15 protein-coding genes are annotated in these 18,569 nt (G+C 66.5%); 8 read left to right on the forward strand and 7 right to left on the reverse strand.

Features of this window, described 5'->3' with window-relative positions; all coding sequences use genetic code 11:
* Positions 1-10 precede the first annotated feature (10 nt).
* The 8 genes from trpB (at position 11) to G6N08_RS14980 (ending at position 9,951) form a co-directional block, all read left to right on the forward strand.
* The gene (trpB, locus tag G6N08_RS14945) at positions 11-1,270 is read left to right on the forward strand and encodes a tryptophan synthase subunit beta (RefSeq protein WP_163758537.1); all 1,260 of its coding nucleotides are present in this window, start codon (positions 11-13) and stop codon (positions 1,268-1,270) included.
* Entirely contained in the window at positions 1,267-2,079 is an 813-nt protein-coding gene (gene trpA / locus G6N08_RS14950; protein WP_371869035.1) for a tryptophan synthase subunit alpha, read from the forward strand. Before trpB ends, trpA begins: the two co-directional genes overlap by 4 nt.
* Positions 2,076-3,578: a prolipoprotein diacylglyceryl transferase gene (gene lgt, locus G6N08_RS14955; RefSeq protein ID WP_163758539.1), complete on the forward strand. Its 1,503-nt coding sequence runs from the start codon at positions 2,076-2,078 to the stop codon at positions 3,576-3,578. Before trpA ends, lgt begins: the two co-directional genes overlap by 4 nt.
* A gap of 42 nt (positions 3,579-3,620) precedes the next feature.
* Positions 3,621-4,061: a DUF2752 domain-containing protein gene (locus G6N08_RS14960; protein WP_163758541.1), complete on the forward strand. Its 441-nt coding sequence runs from the start codon at positions 3,621-3,623 to the stop codon at positions 4,059-4,061.
* A 246-nt stretch (positions 4,062-4,307) separates the two neighbouring features.
* A complete protein-coding gene (locus G6N08_RS14965) occupies positions 4,308-5,753 on the forward strand; it encodes a glycoside hydrolase family 183 protein (protein ID WP_163758543.1) in 1,446 nt (481 codons plus the stop codon).
* Positions 5,754-5,996: 243 nt separating this feature from the next.
* Positions 5,997-7,415: a pyruvate kinase gene (gene pyk, locus G6N08_RS14970; RefSeq protein WP_163758545.1), complete on the forward strand. Its 1,419-nt coding sequence runs from the start codon at positions 5,997-5,999 to the stop codon at positions 7,413-7,415.
* Positions 7,416-7,484: 69 nt separating this feature from the next.
* On the forward strand, positions 7,485-8,348 hold the full coding sequence (locus G6N08_RS14975; RefSeq protein WP_163758547.1) for an acyl-CoA thioesterase II: 864 nt from the start codon (positions 7,485-7,487) through the stop codon (positions 8,346-8,348).
* Between the two features lie 163 nt (positions 8,349-8,511).
* Positions 8,512-9,951, forward strand: a complete 1,440-nt coding sequence (locus tag G6N08_RS14980) for a bifunctional lysylphosphatidylglycerol flippase/synthetase MprF (protein ID WP_163758550.1) — start codon at positions 8,512-8,514, stop codon at positions 9,949-9,951.
* A gap of 34 nt (positions 9,952-9,985) precedes the next feature.
* Here the strand turns inward: G6N08_RS14980 and G6N08_RS14985 are convergent, their stop codons facing one another.
* The 7 genes from G6N08_RS14985 to G6N08_RS15015 all read right to left on the reverse strand — a co-directional run bounded on the left by G6N08_RS14985 (position 9,986) and on the right by G6N08_RS15015 (position 18,532).
* Complete coding sequence (locus G6N08_RS14985) at positions 9,986-10,573, reverse strand: DUF4190 domain-containing protein (protein ID WP_163758552.1); 588 nt, start codon at positions 10,571-10,573, stop codon at positions 9,986-9,988.
* Entirely contained in the window at positions 10,557-12,281 is a 1,725-nt protein-coding gene (gene cydC, locus G6N08_RS14990) for a thiol reductant ABC exporter subunit CydC (protein ID WP_371869064.1), read from the reverse strand. Before cydC ends, G6N08_RS14985 begins: the two co-directional genes overlap by 17 nt.
* On the reverse strand, positions 12,268-13,896 hold the full coding sequence (cydD, locus tag G6N08_RS14995) for a thiol reductant ABC exporter subunit CydD (RefSeq protein ID WP_163760690.1): 1,629 nt from the start codon (positions 13,894-13,896) through the stop codon (positions 12,268-12,270). Before cydD ends, cydC begins: the two co-directional genes overlap by 14 nt.
* 32 nt (positions 13,897-13,928) lie before the next feature.
* Entirely contained in the window at positions 13,929-14,969 is a 1,041-nt protein-coding gene (gene cydB, locus G6N08_RS15000; RefSeq protein WP_163758556.1) for a cytochrome d ubiquinol oxidase subunit II, read from the reverse strand.
* Positions 14,970-14,985: 16 nt separating this feature from the next.
* A complete protein-coding gene (locus G6N08_RS15005; protein ID WP_163760692.1) occupies positions 14,986-16,458 on the reverse strand; it encodes a cytochrome ubiquinol oxidase subunit I in 1,473 nt (490 codons plus the stop codon).
* A 97-nt stretch (positions 16,459-16,555) separates the two neighbouring features.
* Complete coding sequence (locus tag G6N08_RS15010; protein ID WP_163758558.1) at positions 16,556-17,128, reverse strand: HdeD family acid-resistance protein; 573 nt, start codon at positions 17,126-17,128, stop codon at positions 16,556-16,558.
* A gap of 72 nt (positions 17,129-17,200) precedes the next feature.
* A complete protein-coding gene (locus G6N08_RS15015; RefSeq protein ID WP_163758560.1) occupies positions 17,201-18,532 on the reverse strand; it encodes an adenylate/guanylate cyclase domain-containing protein in 1,332 nt (443 codons plus the stop codon).
* Positions 18,533-18,569: the final 37 nt, after the last annotated feature.

The raw sequence follows: 18,569 nt of genomic DNA on the forward strand, positions 1-18,569 counted from the left end.
AGCAGTCGTGATGGCAGATCTGTCCGGCCCGGATCTTCCCCGCACGAGCGCGGCCGTCGCCGAACCCACCCGCCACGATCCCGATTCCCGGGGCCATTTCGGGGTGTACGGCGGCCGCTATGTCGCCGAGGCGTTGATGGCGGTGATCGAGGAGGTCACCGCCGCCTACGAGAAAGCACGCACCGACCCCGAGTTTCTGGACACCCTCGATCACCTGCAAGCCCATTACGCGGGCCGGCCCTCGCCGCTGTACGAAGCGGCGCGGCTGAGCCGGCATGCTGCCGGGGCGCGGATCTTCCTCAAGCGAGAAGACCTCAACCACACCGGTTCCCACAAGATCAACAACGTGCTCGGGCAGGCGCTGCTCGCCCGGCAGATGGGTAAGACCCGGGTGATCGCCGAGACCGGCGCCGGGCAGCACGGGGTGGCCACGGCGACCGCGTGCGCGCTGCTCGGCCTCGACTGTGTCATCTACATGGGTGCGGTCGACACCGCCCGGCAGGCGCTCAACGTGGCGCGCATGCGGCTCCTGGGCGCCGACGTGATTTCGGTCGAGGCCGGTTCGAGAACACTGAAAGACGCCATCAACGAGGCGTTTCGCGACTGGGTCACCAACGCTGAGACCACCTACTACTGCTTCGGCACCGCGGCCGGACCGCATCCTTTTCCGACGATGGTCCGTGACTTTCAGCGCATTATCGGGTTGGAGACGCGTGCGCAGATCCGGGAGCAGACGGGACGGCTACCCGACGCCGTTGTGGCGTGCGTAGGCGGAGGATCCAACGCCATCGGGATTTTCCACGCGTTTCTCGATGACCCCGGTGTTCGGCTGGTGGGGTTCGAGGCCGCCGGGGACGGTGTCCACACGGGCCGGCATGCGGCCACGTTCACCGGCGGCTCACCCGGGGTATTTCAGGGATCCTTCTCCTATCTGCTGCAGGACGAAGACGGCCAAACCATCGAATCACATTCGATCTCTGCGGGTTTGGACTATCCGGGAGTGGGTCCGGAACATGCGTGGCTCAGACAGACCGGGCGGGCTGAGTATCAGCCGATCACCGACGCCGAGGCGATGGAGGCTTTCCGGCTGTTGTGCCGCACCGAGGGCATCATCCCCGCCATCGAATCCGCGCACGCGGTGGCCGGTGCTCTCAAACTGGGAGCCGAGATGGGCCGGGATGCTGTCATCGTGGTGAGTCTGTCCGGCCGCGGCGACAAGGACGTCGAGACCGCCGCGAAGTGGTTCGGCCTGCTCCGCGATGGATCATGACTATCGGTCACAGCGAAATGAGCAGGTTGGCCCCGCTCTTCGACTCCTGCCGCCAGGATGACCGCGCGGCTCTGATCGGCTATCTGCCCGTCGGCTACCCCGATGTGCCGACCTCGGTGACGGCGATGACCGCGCTCATCGACTCCGGTTGCGACATCGTCGAAGTCGGTGTTCCCTATTCGGATCCGAGCATGGACGGTCCGACCATCGCCCGGGCGTCAGAAGTGGCACTTCGCGGCGGTGTGCGGGTCCGCGACGCCCTGACCGCGGTCGAGGCGATCAGCGCCGCCGGCGGTCGCGCCGTCGTGATGACGTACTGGAATCCCGTGCTGCGTTATGGGATTAACGCGTTCGCCCGCGACCTCGCCGGGGCGGGCGGCGACGGCCTCATCACGCCCGACCTGATACCTGACGAGGCCGGCGAGTGGCTGGCGGCGTCGGACGAGCACCACTTGGATCGCATCTTTGTGGTCGCACCGTCGTCGACACCGCAACGGCTGGCGATGACCGTCGAGGCGTCGCGGGGATTCGTCTACGCAGCGTCGCTCATGGGTGTCACCGGTGCCCGTGATGCGGTGGCGCAGACCGCACCCGAGCTGGTGCGCAGGGTCAAGGCCGTGTCCGGCATTCCGGTGGGCGTAGGCTTGGGGGTCCGGTCCCGAGAGCAAGCCGCCCAGATCGGCAGCTACGCCGACGGTGTTATCGTCGGCTCCGCGCTGGTGTCGGCGTTGACCGACGGGATGCCCGTGTTGCGGGCATTGGCCGTCGAACTCGCTGCCGGTGTGCGTCAGAGGATATCCGGCTCATGACAACCTTTCTCGCGTATTTCCCGAGTCCCCCGCGGGGGGTGTGGCACCTCGGTCCGCTGCCTATCCGCGCCTACGCCTTATTCATCATCACCGGTATCGTCGCCGCGCTGCTGATCGGTGACCGGCGCTGGGAGCGCCGCGGCGGGGAGCGCGGCGTGATCTATGACATCGCCCTGTGGGCCGTCCCATTCGGATTGGTCGGCGGCCGGCTGTATCATCTGGCCACCGATTGGCGGACCTATTTCGGCGCGGGCGGCGCCGGGCCCGGGGCGGCGTTGCGCATTTGGGACGGTGGCTTGGGCATCTGGGGTGCCGTGGCCCTGGGTGGTGTCGGGGCGTGGATTGGTTGCCGGCGTCGCGGCATTCCCCTGCCGGCTTTCGCCGACGCGGTGGCTCCCGGGATCGTCCTCGCCCAGGCCATCGGGCGGCTGGGTAATTACTTCAACCAAGAGCTTTACGGCCGCGAGACGACGATGCCGTGGGGGATGGAGGTCTTCTATCGGCGCGACTCCAGCGGTTTCGTCGACGTGCATTCCCTCGACGGGGTGTCAACCGGGCAGGTGGCGTTCGTTGTGCAACCCACGTTCCTCTACGAATTGCTTTGGAACGTGCTGATATTCCTCATCCTGCTCGCTATCGACAAACGAGTTGTGATCGGGCACGGCCGATTGTTCGCCCTCTACGTCGCCGGCTACTGTGTCGGGCGGTTCGGCATCGAGCTACTGCGCGCCGACCCCGCCACACATATTGCCGGGATCCGGATCAACTCGTTCACATCGACTTTCGTGTTCATCGGGGCGATGGTGTATTTCATCCTGGCGCCCAAGGGCCGGGAAGACCCGGCGACTCTGCGCGGCGCAGCTGCGACGGAAGCCGAGGCGCCGGCGCCTGAGCCGGTGACCGCCGCGCCGCCCTCCACTGGCGATGGTTCCGGTGGCGACGGGGCAGCGGCGCACGCCTCCGCTGCCGGGGGTGACAACACGGTAGATGACGCCGCAACAGGCGAATCCGCCCAGACGCAGGAGATGACGCCGCAGCAGGCCCAGACCACAGCATCCGCACCCGAGCCGGGCGGGGCCGAACAGCTGGCGCAGCAGGCCGGCGCAGAACCGGGCGCCCCGGAAAACGGGGCCGAAACCGCGTCGGCAACGGCCGAAACGGCAGCGGGGCACACGCATGGGGCGAGCGCCGGGGCGGAGCCGCACACATCGACCGGGGCGGTTGAGCCCGGCGGCGATGACGCGGCATGCGGTGAGGCCGCTGCACCGGACGACCCGAAGACAGGTGACCGCTTCACCTCCGACGGTGAGGCGCCAGCGCGACCGGCCCCCCGGCACCCCGAAGCGCCGTCCAGCGCGGACACGCCCCCGGCCGGCGAGACCCCGGCCGGGTCAGTCGGGGAGTCCAACCAGGGCCAGGCCGCCGAAACCGAGTCACCCGGAGCCGGTGACGACAGCAGCGCAGCCGACAGCTCAGAGCACCGCGACATGCCACGCTGACGGGATGACCACACGCTGCGCGCACCCCCGAGTCGATCTGTCATGCTGACAAGCGTGAACAATCCGGGGCGGGCCGGGCCCAAGGGCACCTCGGCGGACCGGTGCCGGCGGTGGATTGGGCTGAGCGGGGGCGCGCTGTTGGCGGGAGTGATCGGCTATATCGGGGTTGCCGACCCCCACGCGCAGCGCTGGCTGTACCCGCGGTGCCCGTTCAAGTTGCTGACCGGCTGGGACTGCCCGGGCTGCGGTGGGCTTCGGATGGTTCATGACCTGCTGCACGGCGAACTAGTCGCTGCCCTGGCCGATAACGGCTTTCTGTTGCTCGGCATCCCGGTGCTGGCGGGATGGCTGCTCAGCCGGCGCCACCGGGGGGAACCAGCGCTGCCGACCGCGGCGGTGGTGACCATCGCGGTGGCCGCGGCGGTCTGGACACTGCTGCGCAATCTGCCGGGCTTTCCGTTGATCCCGGCCCCTCCCACCTGACCGGTAGGGGCCAGGCCGGGGCCTGCGCAGCGCGTTACGTGGTGCGCCGGTGCGCGCGACCGGGCCGGACAACTGTTCGCCGGGCGGCCGCCAGCAAACGACTCACCGGGGTGAGACCCGGTTGCAGTGCGGTCACGGTTGGATACCTATCGATCGATCCCTGGTCACAGAAGTCGCACGGATCACTATCGTCACATTAGCAACGCACGGACGGTCAACGCGAAGTCTGCCCTGGAAAGGTGTGACATGTCGGCGATTCCTCGAATCGTATCGGTGGCGTTGGCTGTGGCTCTCGGACTGCCCCTGACCGTCCAGCTGGCACCTCCAGCGAACGCCGCGACCTGCAACGCGCCCGAAGCGAACGTCGACCCTCCGGCCGCATCCCCGCCGGTCGTGACCCCGCCCTCGCCGGTGGTCCGGCCGCCGACCGGGCGCCGGCCGCGCGGTGCTAATGAGCAGGCGCCGCTGCCCAGGCTGGGCCCGCTGATCTCGGCATTGCTCAACCCGAACCGCTACTCCGCACCAGTGCGGCAGCAGGCGGCGGTGCTACCCCCGGGGCCCAATCCTCCCGGCGCAGCCAACCAGCAGCCGGCCGCTGCTCCTGAGTTGGCACCGAACGCGGCCCCGGCGCCGGAGCCGGCGCCGCCGGCCGCTATCGCAGGGGCGCCGACGTCGCTGGTCGAATGGGTAACCGGGCCGAACAGCCCGAACAAAACCCTGCAACGGTTCGGCATCTCGGGAACCGACCTCGGAATCCTCTGGGACAACGGTGATCCCGTCAACCATCAGGTGCTTATGGCCTTCGGTGACACATTCGGCTATTGCAAGCTCCACGGTCAGCAGTGGCGGTATAACACACTCTTCCGCAGCGCAGACCATGAGCTATCAGACGGAATCAGCGTGAGCAACGGTGTGCCGAACGACAAATACTCCGGCTCACCTGTGCGACAGCCCAATTTTTCCAAACAGATCCTTCCCGGCGTTAAGTGGGCGCGCCAGGAGGGCATGATTCCCACCGCCGGCGTCTCCGTTGGCAGAACCCAATACCTCAACTTCATGTCGATCAAGCAATGGATCCGCGACGGTGAGTGGTCGACCAACTACTCAGCGATCGCGATGTCCCCCGATAACGGCCAGAATTGGGGAATCTATCCGGGCAGCATCCGCGCATCCACCCCGGACAGCGTCCCGGGAGTCCGGTACATTCCCGGAAACGAGAACTTCCAGCAAGGCGCATTCCTGCGCGCCCGCGACGGTTATATCTACTCGTTTGGGACCCCGTCCGGGCGCGGCGGCTCGGCGTATCTGGCGCGAGTTCCCCAGAACTTTGTTCCCGATCTCACCAAATACCAATATTGGAACGCCGACTCGAACTCCTGGGTGCCGAACAATCCGAAGGCGGCCACACCGGTTATCCCGGGCCCGGTGGGCGAAATGTCGGCCCAATATAACGACTATCTCAAGCAATATTTGGTGCTGTACACCAACGGCGCCAACGACGTGGTCGCCAGAACTGCGCCGGCGCCGCAAGGACCGTGGGGACCAGAGCAACTGCTGGTCTCGTCATTCCAGATGCCCGGAGGCATCTATGCGCCGATGATCCATCCCTGGTCCTCAGGCAAGGATTTGTACTTCAACCTGTCGCTGTGGTCGGCATACGACGTGATGTTGATGCACACCGTCTTGCCCTAACGGGAACTGGTCGGTGCGGCCACGGTCGTGTCAGCATGGCGCGCACCCCGCTCGACACGTGTCAGCATTGCGAGCATCACCGGAGGTGGCCGGGCGCGGCTTCGATTTGAGCCGCCCGCAAAAGATTTCACATCGAGCGAGGCGCTGAGCCACACCCGCGCCGGAAACGGCCCGGCGGCGCGGAGCGCCAGCCAAGCTGGATGTGTCGAGAACGTCGCGTAACCGCGACTATGCTGTGTCGTCGTGGCGCGACGCGGGAAGATCGTCTGCACTCTGGGCCCGGCCACCAATACTGACGAGTCGGTCAGGGCGCTGGTTGAGGCCGGAATGGACGTCGCCCGATTGAACTTCAGCCACGGCGACTACCACGAGCACAAGCTCGCATATGAGCGGGTGCGGGCCGCGTCGGATGCCACCGGCCGCGCGGTGGGCGTATTCGCCGATCTGCAGGGCCCAAAAATCAGGCTGGGCCGCTTCGCGGAGGGCTCCACCTACTGGGCCGAAGGTGAGACGATACGGATCACGGTCGCCGAGTGCCAGGGCAGCCACGACCGGGTGTCAACCACCTACAAGCAGCTCGCCAAAGATGCGGTGGCCGGTGACCGTGTCCTGGTCGACGACGGCAACATCGAGCTGGTCGTCGACGGTGTCGACGGTGACGATGTGGTGTGCACCGTCACCGAGGGAGGCCCGGTCAGCGACAACAAGGGGATGTCGCTGCCCGGTATGAATGTGTCCGCTCCGCCCTTGTCGGACAAGGACATCGACGACCTCAGGTTCGCACTGGACCTCGGGGTCGACATGGTGGCGCTATCGTTCGTGCGCTCACCATCCGATATCGAACTGGTTCATGAAGTGATGGACCGCATCGGGCGGCGGGTGCCGGTGATCGCCAAGCTGGAAAAGCCGGAAGCCGTCGACAATTTGGAAGCCGTGGTGCTGGCATTCGACGCCGTGATGGTGGCGCGCGGCGACCTGGGTGTCGAGCTGCCGTTGGAGGAGGTCCCGCTGGTGCAGAAGCGGGCGATCCAGATGGCGCGGGAGAACGCCAAACCGGTGATCGTGGCCACCCAAATGCTCGATTCGATGATCGAAAACCCGCGTCCGACCCGGGCGGAGGCTTCCGACGTCGCCAACGCGGTGCTCGACGGCGCCGATGCGCTGATGTTGTCGGGGGAGACCGCCGTCGGGAAATACCCGGTCCTGGCGGTGCGGACGATGTCGCGGATCATTTGCGCAGTCGAAGAGAATTCCACCGCGGCACCACCGCTGACGCACATACCCCGCACCAAACGCGGGGTGATCTCCTATGCGGCCCGCGACATCGGCGAGCGGCTCGATGCGAAGGCTTTGGTGGCGTTCACACAATCTGGCGACACCGTGCGGCGGCTGGCCCGGCTGCATACCCCGCTGCCGTTGCTCGCCTTCACCGATCTGCCCGAGGTCCGCAGCCAGCTGGCCATGACGTGGGGCACCGAGACGTTCATCGTGCCGCATCAACGCTCGACTGACGGCATGATCCGTGAGGTCGACAAAGCGCTGCTGGAACTCGGCCGCTACAAGCGCGGTGATTTGGTCGTCATCGTCGCGGGGGCGCCGCCGGGCACAGTAGGCTCGACCAACCTGATCCACGTGCACCGGATCGGCGAGGACGACGTCTAAGCGAAAGTTGGGGGGCTGTGTCCGCCACTGACACACCGTCGGCGCGAGAAAGAATCCGAGAAAGGCTCGATGTCTGACTTCGACGAACTGCTCGCAATTCTTGCGCTGAACCGCGTCGCCGACGACCTTTTCCTGGGGTCTCATCCCAGCAAGAACCCGTCGCGGACGTTCGGGGGCCAGCTCATGGCGCAATCGTTCGTCGCGGCCAGCCGCACGCTGGTGCGCGACCTACCGCCCAACGCGCTGTCAGTGCACTTCATCAACGGCGGCGACACCAGCAAGGACATCGAGTTTCGCGTCGTGCGGTTACGCGACGAACGCCGCTTCGCCAACCGTCGGGTCGACGCGGTGCAAGGCGGGACATTGTTGGCCTCGGCGATGATCTCGTATCTGTCGGGCGGCCGCAGCCTCGAGCATGGGATCGACCCTCCCGAGGTGGCCGAGCCGGAAACGCTGCCGCCGGTCACGGAGCTGTTACGCGGCTATGAGCAGACGGTGCCGCAGTTTGTCCACGCACTGCGACCGATCGAGTGGCGGTACACCAACGACCCGGCCTGGGTGATGCGCGACAAGGGCGGGCGGCTGCCCTATAACCGGGTCTGGGTCAAAGCCGGCGGTGTGCTGCCCGACGACCCGGTGCTGCACACCGCGGCAATGGTGTATTCGTCGGACACCACCGTGCTGGATTCGATCATCACGACCCACGGTTTGTCCTGGGGCTATGACCGGATCTTCGCCGCGACCACCAACCATTCGGTGTGGTGGCACCGGCCGGTCAATTTCGGTGACTGGCTGTTGTATTCGACCTCGTCGCCGGTCGCGGCGGATTCGCGCGGGCTGGGGACCGGGCACTTTTTCGACCGCTCCGGTCGGCTCGTCGCGACAGTGGTGCAGGAGGGGATCGTGAAGTACTTTCCGCACTCCCGCCGATAAGTCCGGTGCGACGGTCGACGGTAACCGTGCGGCAACGATTCGATTGCGGGCCGCCGCTGACCGGCGACGACGGCGGCGATCAAGCGTAACGTTCCAGGGTGGCCGGGTGGCCGAACACCAGGGCCGTGGCCCCTGGCGGGCGCTTCTCTGAAAAGCCGGCCAGGTGTGCCGCCGAGGTGGTAGACAGGGGCAACTGGAGGTGGGTGTGAACCAGCCGTCAGTTGATGTTGCCCCGCGGCTGCGCGCCCGCGAACGCGTCGTCGTTCACGTGGATTCGCCGGCCGCCCGCTGGATCAGCGCGTTGGCGCTGTTGTGCGCGGCGTGCTGGCTGATTGCCCTGCTCGCCCACGACCATCGCCACACCCACTGGCAGGCCGCGGGCCGGCTGGGCTGGTCGCTGACCGTGTTGGCGGCGGTGGCCCTGATCGCCCGCGGCATCTTCCTGGGCCGCCCGGTGACGGCGGTGCACGCGGCCGGCGCCGCGCTCTTCGTCATCGCGGGGCTCGGCGCGCACGTGCTGTCCTTCGATGTCCTTGGTGATCTGCTGATCGCCGGCTCGGGTCTGGTGTTGATGTGGCCCACCTCGGCCCGCCCGCAACCCGGCGATTTGGCCCGGGTATGGAAACTGATCGAGGTCACCAGCGGGGATCCGCTGGCCCCGTTCGCGATGCAAACGGGCAAGTGCTACCACTTCAGCGCGGACGGTTCTGCCGCTTTGGCGTATCGGACACGGATCGGCTACGCGGTGGTCAGCGGTGATCCGATCGGTGATGAGGCGAAATTCCCGCAGTTGGTCGCCGATTTCGCCGCGATGTGTCACACCCGCGGATGGCGGATAGTGGTGTTGGCGTGCAGTGAGCGGAGGCTGGGCCTGTGGAGTGATCCGGCGGTGCTGGGGCAATCGCTGCGGCCGATACCGATCGGCCGTGATGTCGTGATCGATGTGGCCAGCTTCCAGATGGTCGGGCGCAAGTTCCGCAACCTGCGTCAGGCGGTCCAACGCACGCACAACTTCGGTATCACGACCGAGATCGTCGCCGAACAAGAACTCGACGAGAAGCTGCTGGCGGAGCTCACCCAGGTGCTGCGGGAGTCCCCCAGCGGCGCCCACACCGAGCGCGGGTTCTGCATGAACGTCGACGGTGCGCTGGAAGGGCGCTACCCGGGGATAGTGCTCATCCTCGCCAGAGACGCAACGGGGCGAGTCCAGGGCTTCCACCGCTACGCGGTTGCCGGCGGCGGCAGCGATGTCAGCCTCGATACGCCGTGGCGGCGGCGCGGGGCCCCCAACGGGATCGACGAACGCCTGAGCGTCGACATGGTGATGGCAGCCAAAAAGGCTGGAGCACAGCGGTTGTCGCTAGCGTTCGCGGCGTTTCCGGAAATCTTCGACGCTAAGCAGCGAAGCCGGATGCAAAGCGTGTTCTACGTGTTAATCCACCTGCTGGACCCCTTGATCGCGCTTGAGTCGCTCTACCGGTACCTGCGGAAATTCCACTCGCCCGGTGAGCGGCGTTACGCGCTGGCGTCGCTGACCCAATTGGTCCCGTTGCTGTACGTGTTGTTGTCGCTGGAGTTCCTGCCGCGGCGGCGAAGACTTTGAACCACGCCCGGTTTCCGGCGAAAGCCCGGCAGGGTTACGGCGAGGGTGTCAGCGTCACGCTGAACTTTTCCTGGATATGCTCGCGAAACTGGTCCGCGCACCGCTGCTGCTTGACCGGATCGGATCCGGCCCGCTGTAAGCAATGGATGTAGTCGTTGCCGCCGCCCTGATTCCAGAACACACTCATCACGATCGCGACGAAGCTCAGGCTGACAGCGATCGCCACGATGCCCAGCACGATCCCGGCGACCGCTACGCCGCCGTTGTCGGCTTCACCCCGTTTGACACGTCCGCGCGCGACGAATCCGAGCACCGCAGCGATGATGCCCAGGATCACACCGCCCAGTACCGACCAGAACACGACCAGCGCCACGATGGCGAGCACCAGCGCCGCGATGCCCAGGTCGTTTTTCGGCGCGGTGGGCGACCGGTGATAGCCGGGATACGGGGGCGGATAACCGCCGGGATACAGGCCGTAGGGGTAAAAGGGGGGCGGGAAGGGGGGAGCGGCTGCCGGCTGCCCGGGTGGCGACGGGGTTTCCGGCGCCTCCGCGGGTGAGTGCGGCGTGTCGGCGGACACTTCTGAGGTCTTGTCCGCGGGCGTGTCAGCCGGTTCTGTCATGACTCGCGCTCCAGGTCGGCGACGGGGACGGTCGCAAGTCAGCGTACCCGGCGGGGCGCAGGCGCAGTTCTCGGCAGTGTAAGTCGCCGGGCAGGTGGTGGGTCGCGAGCACGACTGATCGTTGGGGGCCCATCAGCACGCCGTCGTGGTCGAGCAGATCACGCAGGATGAGCGCGGCGCTGGCCGCATCGAGGTGTTCGGTGGGTTCGTCGAGCAGCACTATCGCGGCCGGTGAGAGCACGGCCCGGGCCAGCAATAGCCGTCTGCGCTCACCACCCGACACCGCCTGCGCCCCGCCGGTGAGCACTGTCGCCAGACCGTGTGGCAGATCGTCCAGCCACTGACCAAGGCCGACCCGCTCCAAGACGGTGGTCAGCTCGTCGTCGTCGCAGTCCCCGCGAGCCACCAACAGGTTGTCCCGCACGGTGGTGGCGAAGATGTGTGCATCTTCCGCAAAAAACGTGACTTTGCTGCGCAACTCGTTCTCGCTGAGCAGGTTGATGGGAGCGCCGTCCACGGTGACCTGCCCGCTCAGCGGCGGCTGCAGGCCTGCGAGGGTCATCAGCAGGGTGGTTTTGCCAGAACCGCTGGCGCCGGTGACCGCCAGCCGGGCGCCCGGTGGAAGGTCGATGCGGACGCGGTTGACCGCCGTGCGGTGCCCGGTGCGGATGTCAGCGCGGAGGTGACCCGCGCCCGGGACCGGTGTTTGCGGTGCGCACGCCGTCGCCACCTCAGGCGCAGCTCGACAGGCCGGCCCGGGCGGGGCCACGTCGAGCAGGCGCCGCGCTGCGATACGTGAGCGGGTCAGCTGCACCGCGGCGGTGGGCAGCGGGACCGTCGCCTCGAAAGCCGACAGCGGCAGCAACATCAGGACCGCCAGGGTGGTGGGCGCCACCGTGGGCGCCAGCCCGATGCCGGCCACCAGCGCTGCCAGGGCGCTGACCCCGATTGCCGCGGTCGGGATCGCCTCGGCGACAGCAGCGGGTTTCGCCGCGATATCAGAGGCTTCCGCCCAATCGTGTTGTCGGCGTTGTGACTCGGCGATGACCGCGGGCAGCCTGCCGCTGACGCGCAACTCGGGCGCGTGCTCGAGCGCGACCAGCGCGGACACATCGCGGTCGGCGCGGTGACGCCGGGCGACCGCTTCCTGTGCGGCGGCCGCCCGGGCGGCCAGCCAGGGGGCCACAACACCCGCGATCAGCAAGCACCCGGCCACGACGCCCGCCGCCGGCAAGCAGATGACGGCAATGATCGCCACCGCTGCCACAGCCAGCACGGCGGCCACGCCGATCGGCAGCAGGGCCCGAACCAGCGCGTCGGCCAGCATGTCCACATCGGCACCGACCCGGGCCACCAGTTCACCGCTGTGCAACCGGACCGCGCGGTGCGCCGGTCCGTGGGCCAGCCGGGAATAAATCCGCCCGCGGGCGGTCCCGGCGGCGCGCAGCGCGGTGTCGTGGGCGACCAGCCGCTCGCAGTAGTGCGTCACGCCCCGGGAAATCGCCAGCGCCCGTACCGTGACCACCGCGACCGTCAGATCCAGGATGGGCGGCATCTGCCACGCCCGGGTGATCAGCCACGCCGAAACACCGGCCAGTGCCAGCGCGCTGCCCAGCGACACCACCCCCAGCGTGATGGCCAGCAGCAAGCGGGGCAATCGGGGGCGCAACAGGAGTGACGCCGTCAGCAGCGGGTCAGAGCAGGACATCATGGTCGGCGGTCACCTCGACCACACGGTCGCCGATCGCCATGACATCCCGGCGATGAGCGACCACCACCACGGTGGCACCTTCCCGGGCGCGCGCGACGATGGCCTGGAGTACCCGGGCCTCGGTGCGGGCGTCCAGATGCGCGGTCGGCTCGTCGAGCAGCAGCACGGGCGCTGGCGAGCCGAGGGCGCGGGCCAAACCGAGCCGTTGCCGCTCGCCCAGCGACAGTCCGACGCCACCGCGCCCCACCACGGTGTGCGGCCCGTCGGGCAACTGTTGTAGCACGACATCGAATCCTGATGCTGCGCAGGCCATTTCCATATTCTGAAGATCGCCGAACAGCGCCAAATTGTCAGCGATCGTTCCCGGTAACAACACCGGTCGTTGCGGCAGCCAGGACAGCTGGCGCCACCACGCTGTCGGGTTCAGCTCGGCGATGTCGATCCCGGCCACCGTGATACGCCCGGAGGCCGGCACGGTCAGTCCGGCGATGGCCTGCAAGGTCGTGCTCTTCCCGGCGCCGTTCGGGCCGGTCAGCACCGTCACGTGACCGGGTTCGATCACCGCCGTCAGATCACAAGGCGAATAGCCTTCGCGGCCGGCGATTTTCAACTTCTCGATGCGGATCTGCGCACCGCGCGCCGACACCACACGTGCTTTATGCGGTGCGGCGGAAGCCGGCTCGCCAATGAGCCGGAAGGCCTTGTTGGCTGCGGCTTTACCATCTTGGGCGGCATGGAATTCCACGCCGACTCGGCGCAGCGGCCAGTAGACGTCCGGTGCCAACAACAACACCGTCAACCCGGTTGTCAGGCTGATCTGCGCGAACACCAGGCGCAGGCCGATGGTAACTGCGATCAGCGCAACCCCCAGCGTAGCCAGTAACTCCAGCACGAGTGCCGACAAAAATGCGATCCGCAGCGTCGCCATCGCCGAACGATGATGGGCGGCGGACAATTCGGCGATGCGGTGTTCGGGTCCGCTGACCCGGCCGAGCGCTCGCAGCGTCGGAATGCCGGCCATCAGGTCCAGTAGTCGCGACTGCAATGTCGTCATCGCCTCGAGTGCGGCTGCTGACCGGTTTGCGGTCGCTACACCGATCAACACCATAAAGACCGGTATCAGCGGCAGCGTGATCGCAACAATGGCCGCCGATTTCAGGTCGTAGGCCGTGATCACGGCGGCGGTGGCCGGGGTGAGGATGGCAGCAAGAAGCACAGCGGGCAGGTAGGAAGTGAAATACGGGCGCAGGCGGTCCAGACCGTGGGTCACCACCGTTGCGGCAGCATCGCGCTGAGCTGCCAGGTCCCGAGGGTCGCGAGCGGTCACCGCGCGCAGCACGTCAGCGCTAAGATCGGCGATCACGGCGCTGGCGCCGCGCTGGCTCAGCCGTGCCTGGAGCCCCTGTGTGAGGGTGCGAACCATCCACAATCCCGACAACAGCAGCAGCGATGAGGACCAGTGTTGCAGGCTGCGTGCGGAGGGAACGGTGATGACGCCTGCGACAATGCGGGCCGTCACAATCGCCGAGGCGATCGCGCAGCCCGAAATCACCACACCACAGCCCACCGTGGCCGCCAGGAACCGGTGCGATGCTTTTGACGCCCGCCACAGCCGCGGGTCCAGGGGCGCCCGACCGCTGCTAGTCAGGGTGTGCGCCTCGCCAAACCTGCCGACGGTGGTATCTGCTCAGCCGAAATCCGCTGCCGGAACACCCAGTACGTCCATGCTTGATAAACGACCACGAGAGGAACCAAGGTGAGCGACGCCCACGTCATGATCCTCAGTGTGTAGCCGGTCGACGAACCGTTGTAGATCGTCACGCTCCAGTCCGGGTTGAGCGTGGACGGCAACAGATTCGGGTATAGGGAGCCGAACAGTAGCACTGCCACCCCGGCGATCGCCACCGTCATCGCGAAGAACGCCCAGCCCTCCCGGCGGCGGGCCCGCATCAGTGCCACCGCGGCCAGCAGCGCGGCCACCGCGATGCCCACCGCCGGCCACGTCCAGGGCTTTCCGTGGGCCAGCTGGGTCCACAACCCGAAACCGCCCGCCAGCACCACGGCCGGTGCGGAGAGCCACCGCGCGAACCCAAACGCCGTCTCGCGCATCGACCCCCGGGTTTTCAGGGCGGCGAACACCGCGCCGTAGAACAGGAACAGCGCTGCGGTCGCCAACCCGCCGAGCAGCGTGTAGGCGTTGAGCACATCGCCGACCGCCAGGTGTACCCGGTGCGCTGCGTCGATCGGAAGCCCGCGCAGCAGGATCGCGAACGCCACGCCCCACAGCACCGCGGGCAGCCAGGATCCGGCAGCGATGCCGAAATCGGCCCACGCCCGCCATTTCGGGTCGTCGATCTTTCCGCGCCATTCGATCGCAACCGCGCGCACGATCATCCCGAACAGGATCGCCAGCAGCGGTACATACAGCGCCGAGAACAGCGCCGCATACCAGTTCGGAAATGCGGCGAACATGGCGGCACCGGCGGTGATCACCCACACCTCGTTGCCGTCCCACACCGGGCCGATGGTGTTGAGCGCGGCGCGGCGACGCGCCTCGGGATCGCCGCCATGGGCCATCCCGAACGGCACCATCAGCATGCCGACTCCGAAGTCGAAACCTTCGAGGATCAAAAACCCCAGAAACAGCGCCCCGATGATCACGAACCACAGTTGCTGCAAACTCACTGCGCCTCAACCCCTTTTAGTATGCGAACGAGAGCGGTGCCACCTCATCGCCGGCAGGGGGCTTGGGCGGTGCCGGCTCGGCATCGTGCTCCTGGGGTCCTTCGACGACATAACGGTGCATCAGCCAGAACCAGATGACCGCTAGCACGCCGTACACCAGCGTGAAGACCACCAGGGAGAGCACCACAGTGCCTGCCGTGTGGTCGGATACCCCGGCCTGCACGGTCAGGCGCACGGCTTGATCGCCGGTCGGGTTGGGTGCGACGACCCAGGGCTGGCGACCCATCTCGGTGAACACCCAGCCCGCCGAACAGGCGAGAAACGGTGTGGGAATGGTGATCACACCGAACCGGCCCAGCCACCGCTGATCGGGAACCCGGCCGCGGCGGGTCAGCCACAGCGCCGTCAGCGCGAACAACACCGGGATCGCCAGCAAACCGATCATGATCCGGAACGACCAATAGGTGACGAAAAGGTTGGGCCGGTAATCGCCAGGGCCATAACGGGTTTGATACTCCCGCTGCAGATCTTCCACTCCCTGCAGAGTGACACCGCTGAACTTGCCTTCAGCCAGAAACGGCAATACGTATAAAGCCGTGACCACACGAGTGACACTGTCGCAGTTGTTGTGGGTGCCGATGGTCAGGATCGAAAAGCTTGGATCGGTTTCGGTGTGGCACAACGTCTCTGCCGACGCCATCTTCATCGGCTGCTGGCGGAACATCAGTTTGCCTTGGGTGTCGCCGGTGGGGAACAGCAACACCACTGCCGTCGGGAGCACGAGGACGCAGCTGGCGATGGTGGCGGGGCGAAACATCGTGCGGGCCTGTTCGGCGGCGTCAGCAGCACCGGTGTGCCGATGCGCGCGGACCATCAGCCAGGCCGAGATCCCGGCGACGAACACGCCCGCGGTGAGCAACGACGCGGTGAGGGTGTGCAAAAACGCCCAGATCGCGGTGTTGTTGGTCAGCAAGGCGCCGAAGTCGGTCAGCTCAGCACGGCCGGTGCGCGGGTTGAACCGGGTGCCGACCGGGTGCTGCATGAACGCGTTCGCGGCGATGATGAAAAACGCCGACGTTTCCACCCCGACCGCGACGATCCAGATCGTCGCCAAATGCAGCCACCGCGGCAGCCGGCCCCACCCGAAGATCCACAGCCCGATGAACGTCGACTCGAAGAAGAACGCGATCAGCCCTTCAAAGGCCAGGGGAGCACCGAAGATGTCGCCGACGAACCGCGAATATTCGCTCCAGTTCATCCCGAACTGGAATTCCTGCACGATCCCGGTCGCCACCCCGATCGCGAAGTTGATCAAAAACAGCTTGCCGAAGAATTTGGTAAGCCGATACCACGCGGTATTGCCGGTGAGCATCCACACGGTCTGCATCACCGCCAGCAGTGGGGCCAACCCCATGGTGAGCGGCACGAAAATGAAGTGGTAGACGGTGGTGATCCCGAACTGCCACCGTGACACGTCGACGACATCCATTGTCATCTCCCACACCCTCGGCACAACAGAGTGTACGACAGAGTGTAGTAGACAGGGGCGGCCGACGCCACCCCCCGGTCCACGGCGGTGCTGACGCTCATTCCGGGAGCGCCCGCCCGATGGTCTTGGACGCGCTGCGGATCCCGAACGAGGACACGACCTCGAACACACCGATGACGATGAGCCAGATGCCGACGACCAGTGTCAGGATCTCCAGGGAGGCGAATGGGGAGGCCAGCATGACAATCCCGGCGACCAGACTGATCACACCCAGGAAAATCGACCAGCCCCGACCGGGAAGTGTAGGGTCACTGATGGCCGAGACCGACGTCGCCACACCGCGAAAGATAAAGCCGACACCGATCCAGATGGCCAGCAGAAGAACCGAATCGTAGAGGCTGCGGAAGCACAGCACCGCCAGCACCAGGGACGCTGCCCCGCTGATGAACAACAGCACCCGCCCGCCGGCGGACACGTGCAGGCTGAAGGCGAAAATCACTTGTGCGATGCCGGCGATCAGCAGGTAGGCGCCGAACACGATGGCGGCGACCAGGATCGATATGCCCGGCCACACCAACACCACGATGCCCAGGGCGAGCGCCACCAGGCCCGACACCAGGGTGGATTTCCACAGATGAGGCAACAAGCTTGGAATAGCGGTGTTTTGCATGCCCGAAGTGTCCCACACGGCTATAGCTGATGGGTGGCAATCGGACCGCTGTCGTCGTGCGCTAAGCGGGGTTCACACACCCGCCGGTTGCGGCCTTTCCGCACGCAGGCCGGCAGGGCCGGCCTCCGGCTTGCGGCTGATGAGATACCAGGTGCGCATGACACCTTTGCCCTTGACATTGACAATGCCGCGCTCCTGCAGCACGAAATCGTCTTTGAGACGCTGATAGACCCCGTCGGGCACCTGGATCCGCCCAACCGCGTCGGTGGTTTCCATCCGGGACGCCACATTGACCGCGTCGCCCCAGACGTCGTAGAAGAACCGGCGGGATCCCACAACGCCGGCCACCACTGGTCCGCACGCGAGGCCGATTCGCAACGGGACGGGCGCCCCGTGCGGATCTTTCAGCGTGGCTGCCGCGGCGGCCATGTCCAGAGCAAAGTCGGCCAGCGCCTGGAGGTGGTCGGGCCGCGGCTCGGGCACCCCGCTGACCACCATGTAGGAGTCGCCGCTGACTTTGATCTTTTCCAGTCGGTGTTTGTCCACCAGGGCGTCGAACTCGCCGTAGAGGCGGTCGAGGAATCGGATCAGCGCATCCGGCGCCAGGTCGCTGGCCCGCTCGGTGAAACCGGCAATGTCAGCGAAAAGTACCGAGGCGTCTCCGTATTTGTCGGCAATGACATTGTGCGCCGGCTCTTTGAGTCGCTGCGCGATGCTGACCGGCAAGATGTTGGCCAGCAGGGCTTCGGAGCGCTCGTATTCACGTTCCATCACCGCTTCGGCGCGGGCGATTTCGCGCAGCGCGAACCACACGGTGACGACCACCATCACGCACGCAGAAACGGTGGTCGCGACGAAGGCCATCGACTGCGCCCAGGGCGGCTGAACGCCGGTATTGCGCGGAACACAGAACTCCAGCACGATCACCAGCCCGGCGCCGACACCCGCCACCAGCCCAGCCAGCGCGATGCGCTCAATCCCGAGCTGCAACACCACCAGGCAGGCCGCGACCAGAAAGTAGAACTGCAGGCCCGAGTCGGTACCGACGTCCCAGCAGACGAGGAAGATTGACAGGTACGCGGTGCAGAAAAAAGTGAGCGGCGCAACCAGTTCGCCGAAGCGGCGCAGGAACGGGATCAGCACGAAGACCGCCGCGGTGACGCTGTTGATCAGTCCGGTGCGCCATCCGCCCGGAACGGTCAGGATCCACACGATCCCGAAGGTCCCGCTCACCACCGCTGCGATCGAGGTGGTGACGTTCAACACCCGAGAGCGGCGGGCGGCGCTGTCCGTGTAGTGCTGGGTGCGGGCGTACGGCTGGGTCCGTACCGCCGCGACGCAATCTGGGGTGCGCGGCGAACCGTCGGCCCGCAACGACGTGGCCGGGCATTTCCTCGCCGCCACGGCACACAGCCTAGCCGGTGAGCTGGACGTTTGCCGC

Origin of the sequence: Mycobacterium botniense (genome assembly GCF_010723305.1) — a bacterium.
Classification (GTDB): Bacteria; Actinomycetota; Actinomycetes; order Mycobacteriales; family Mycobacteriaceae; genus Mycobacterium; species Mycobacterium botniense.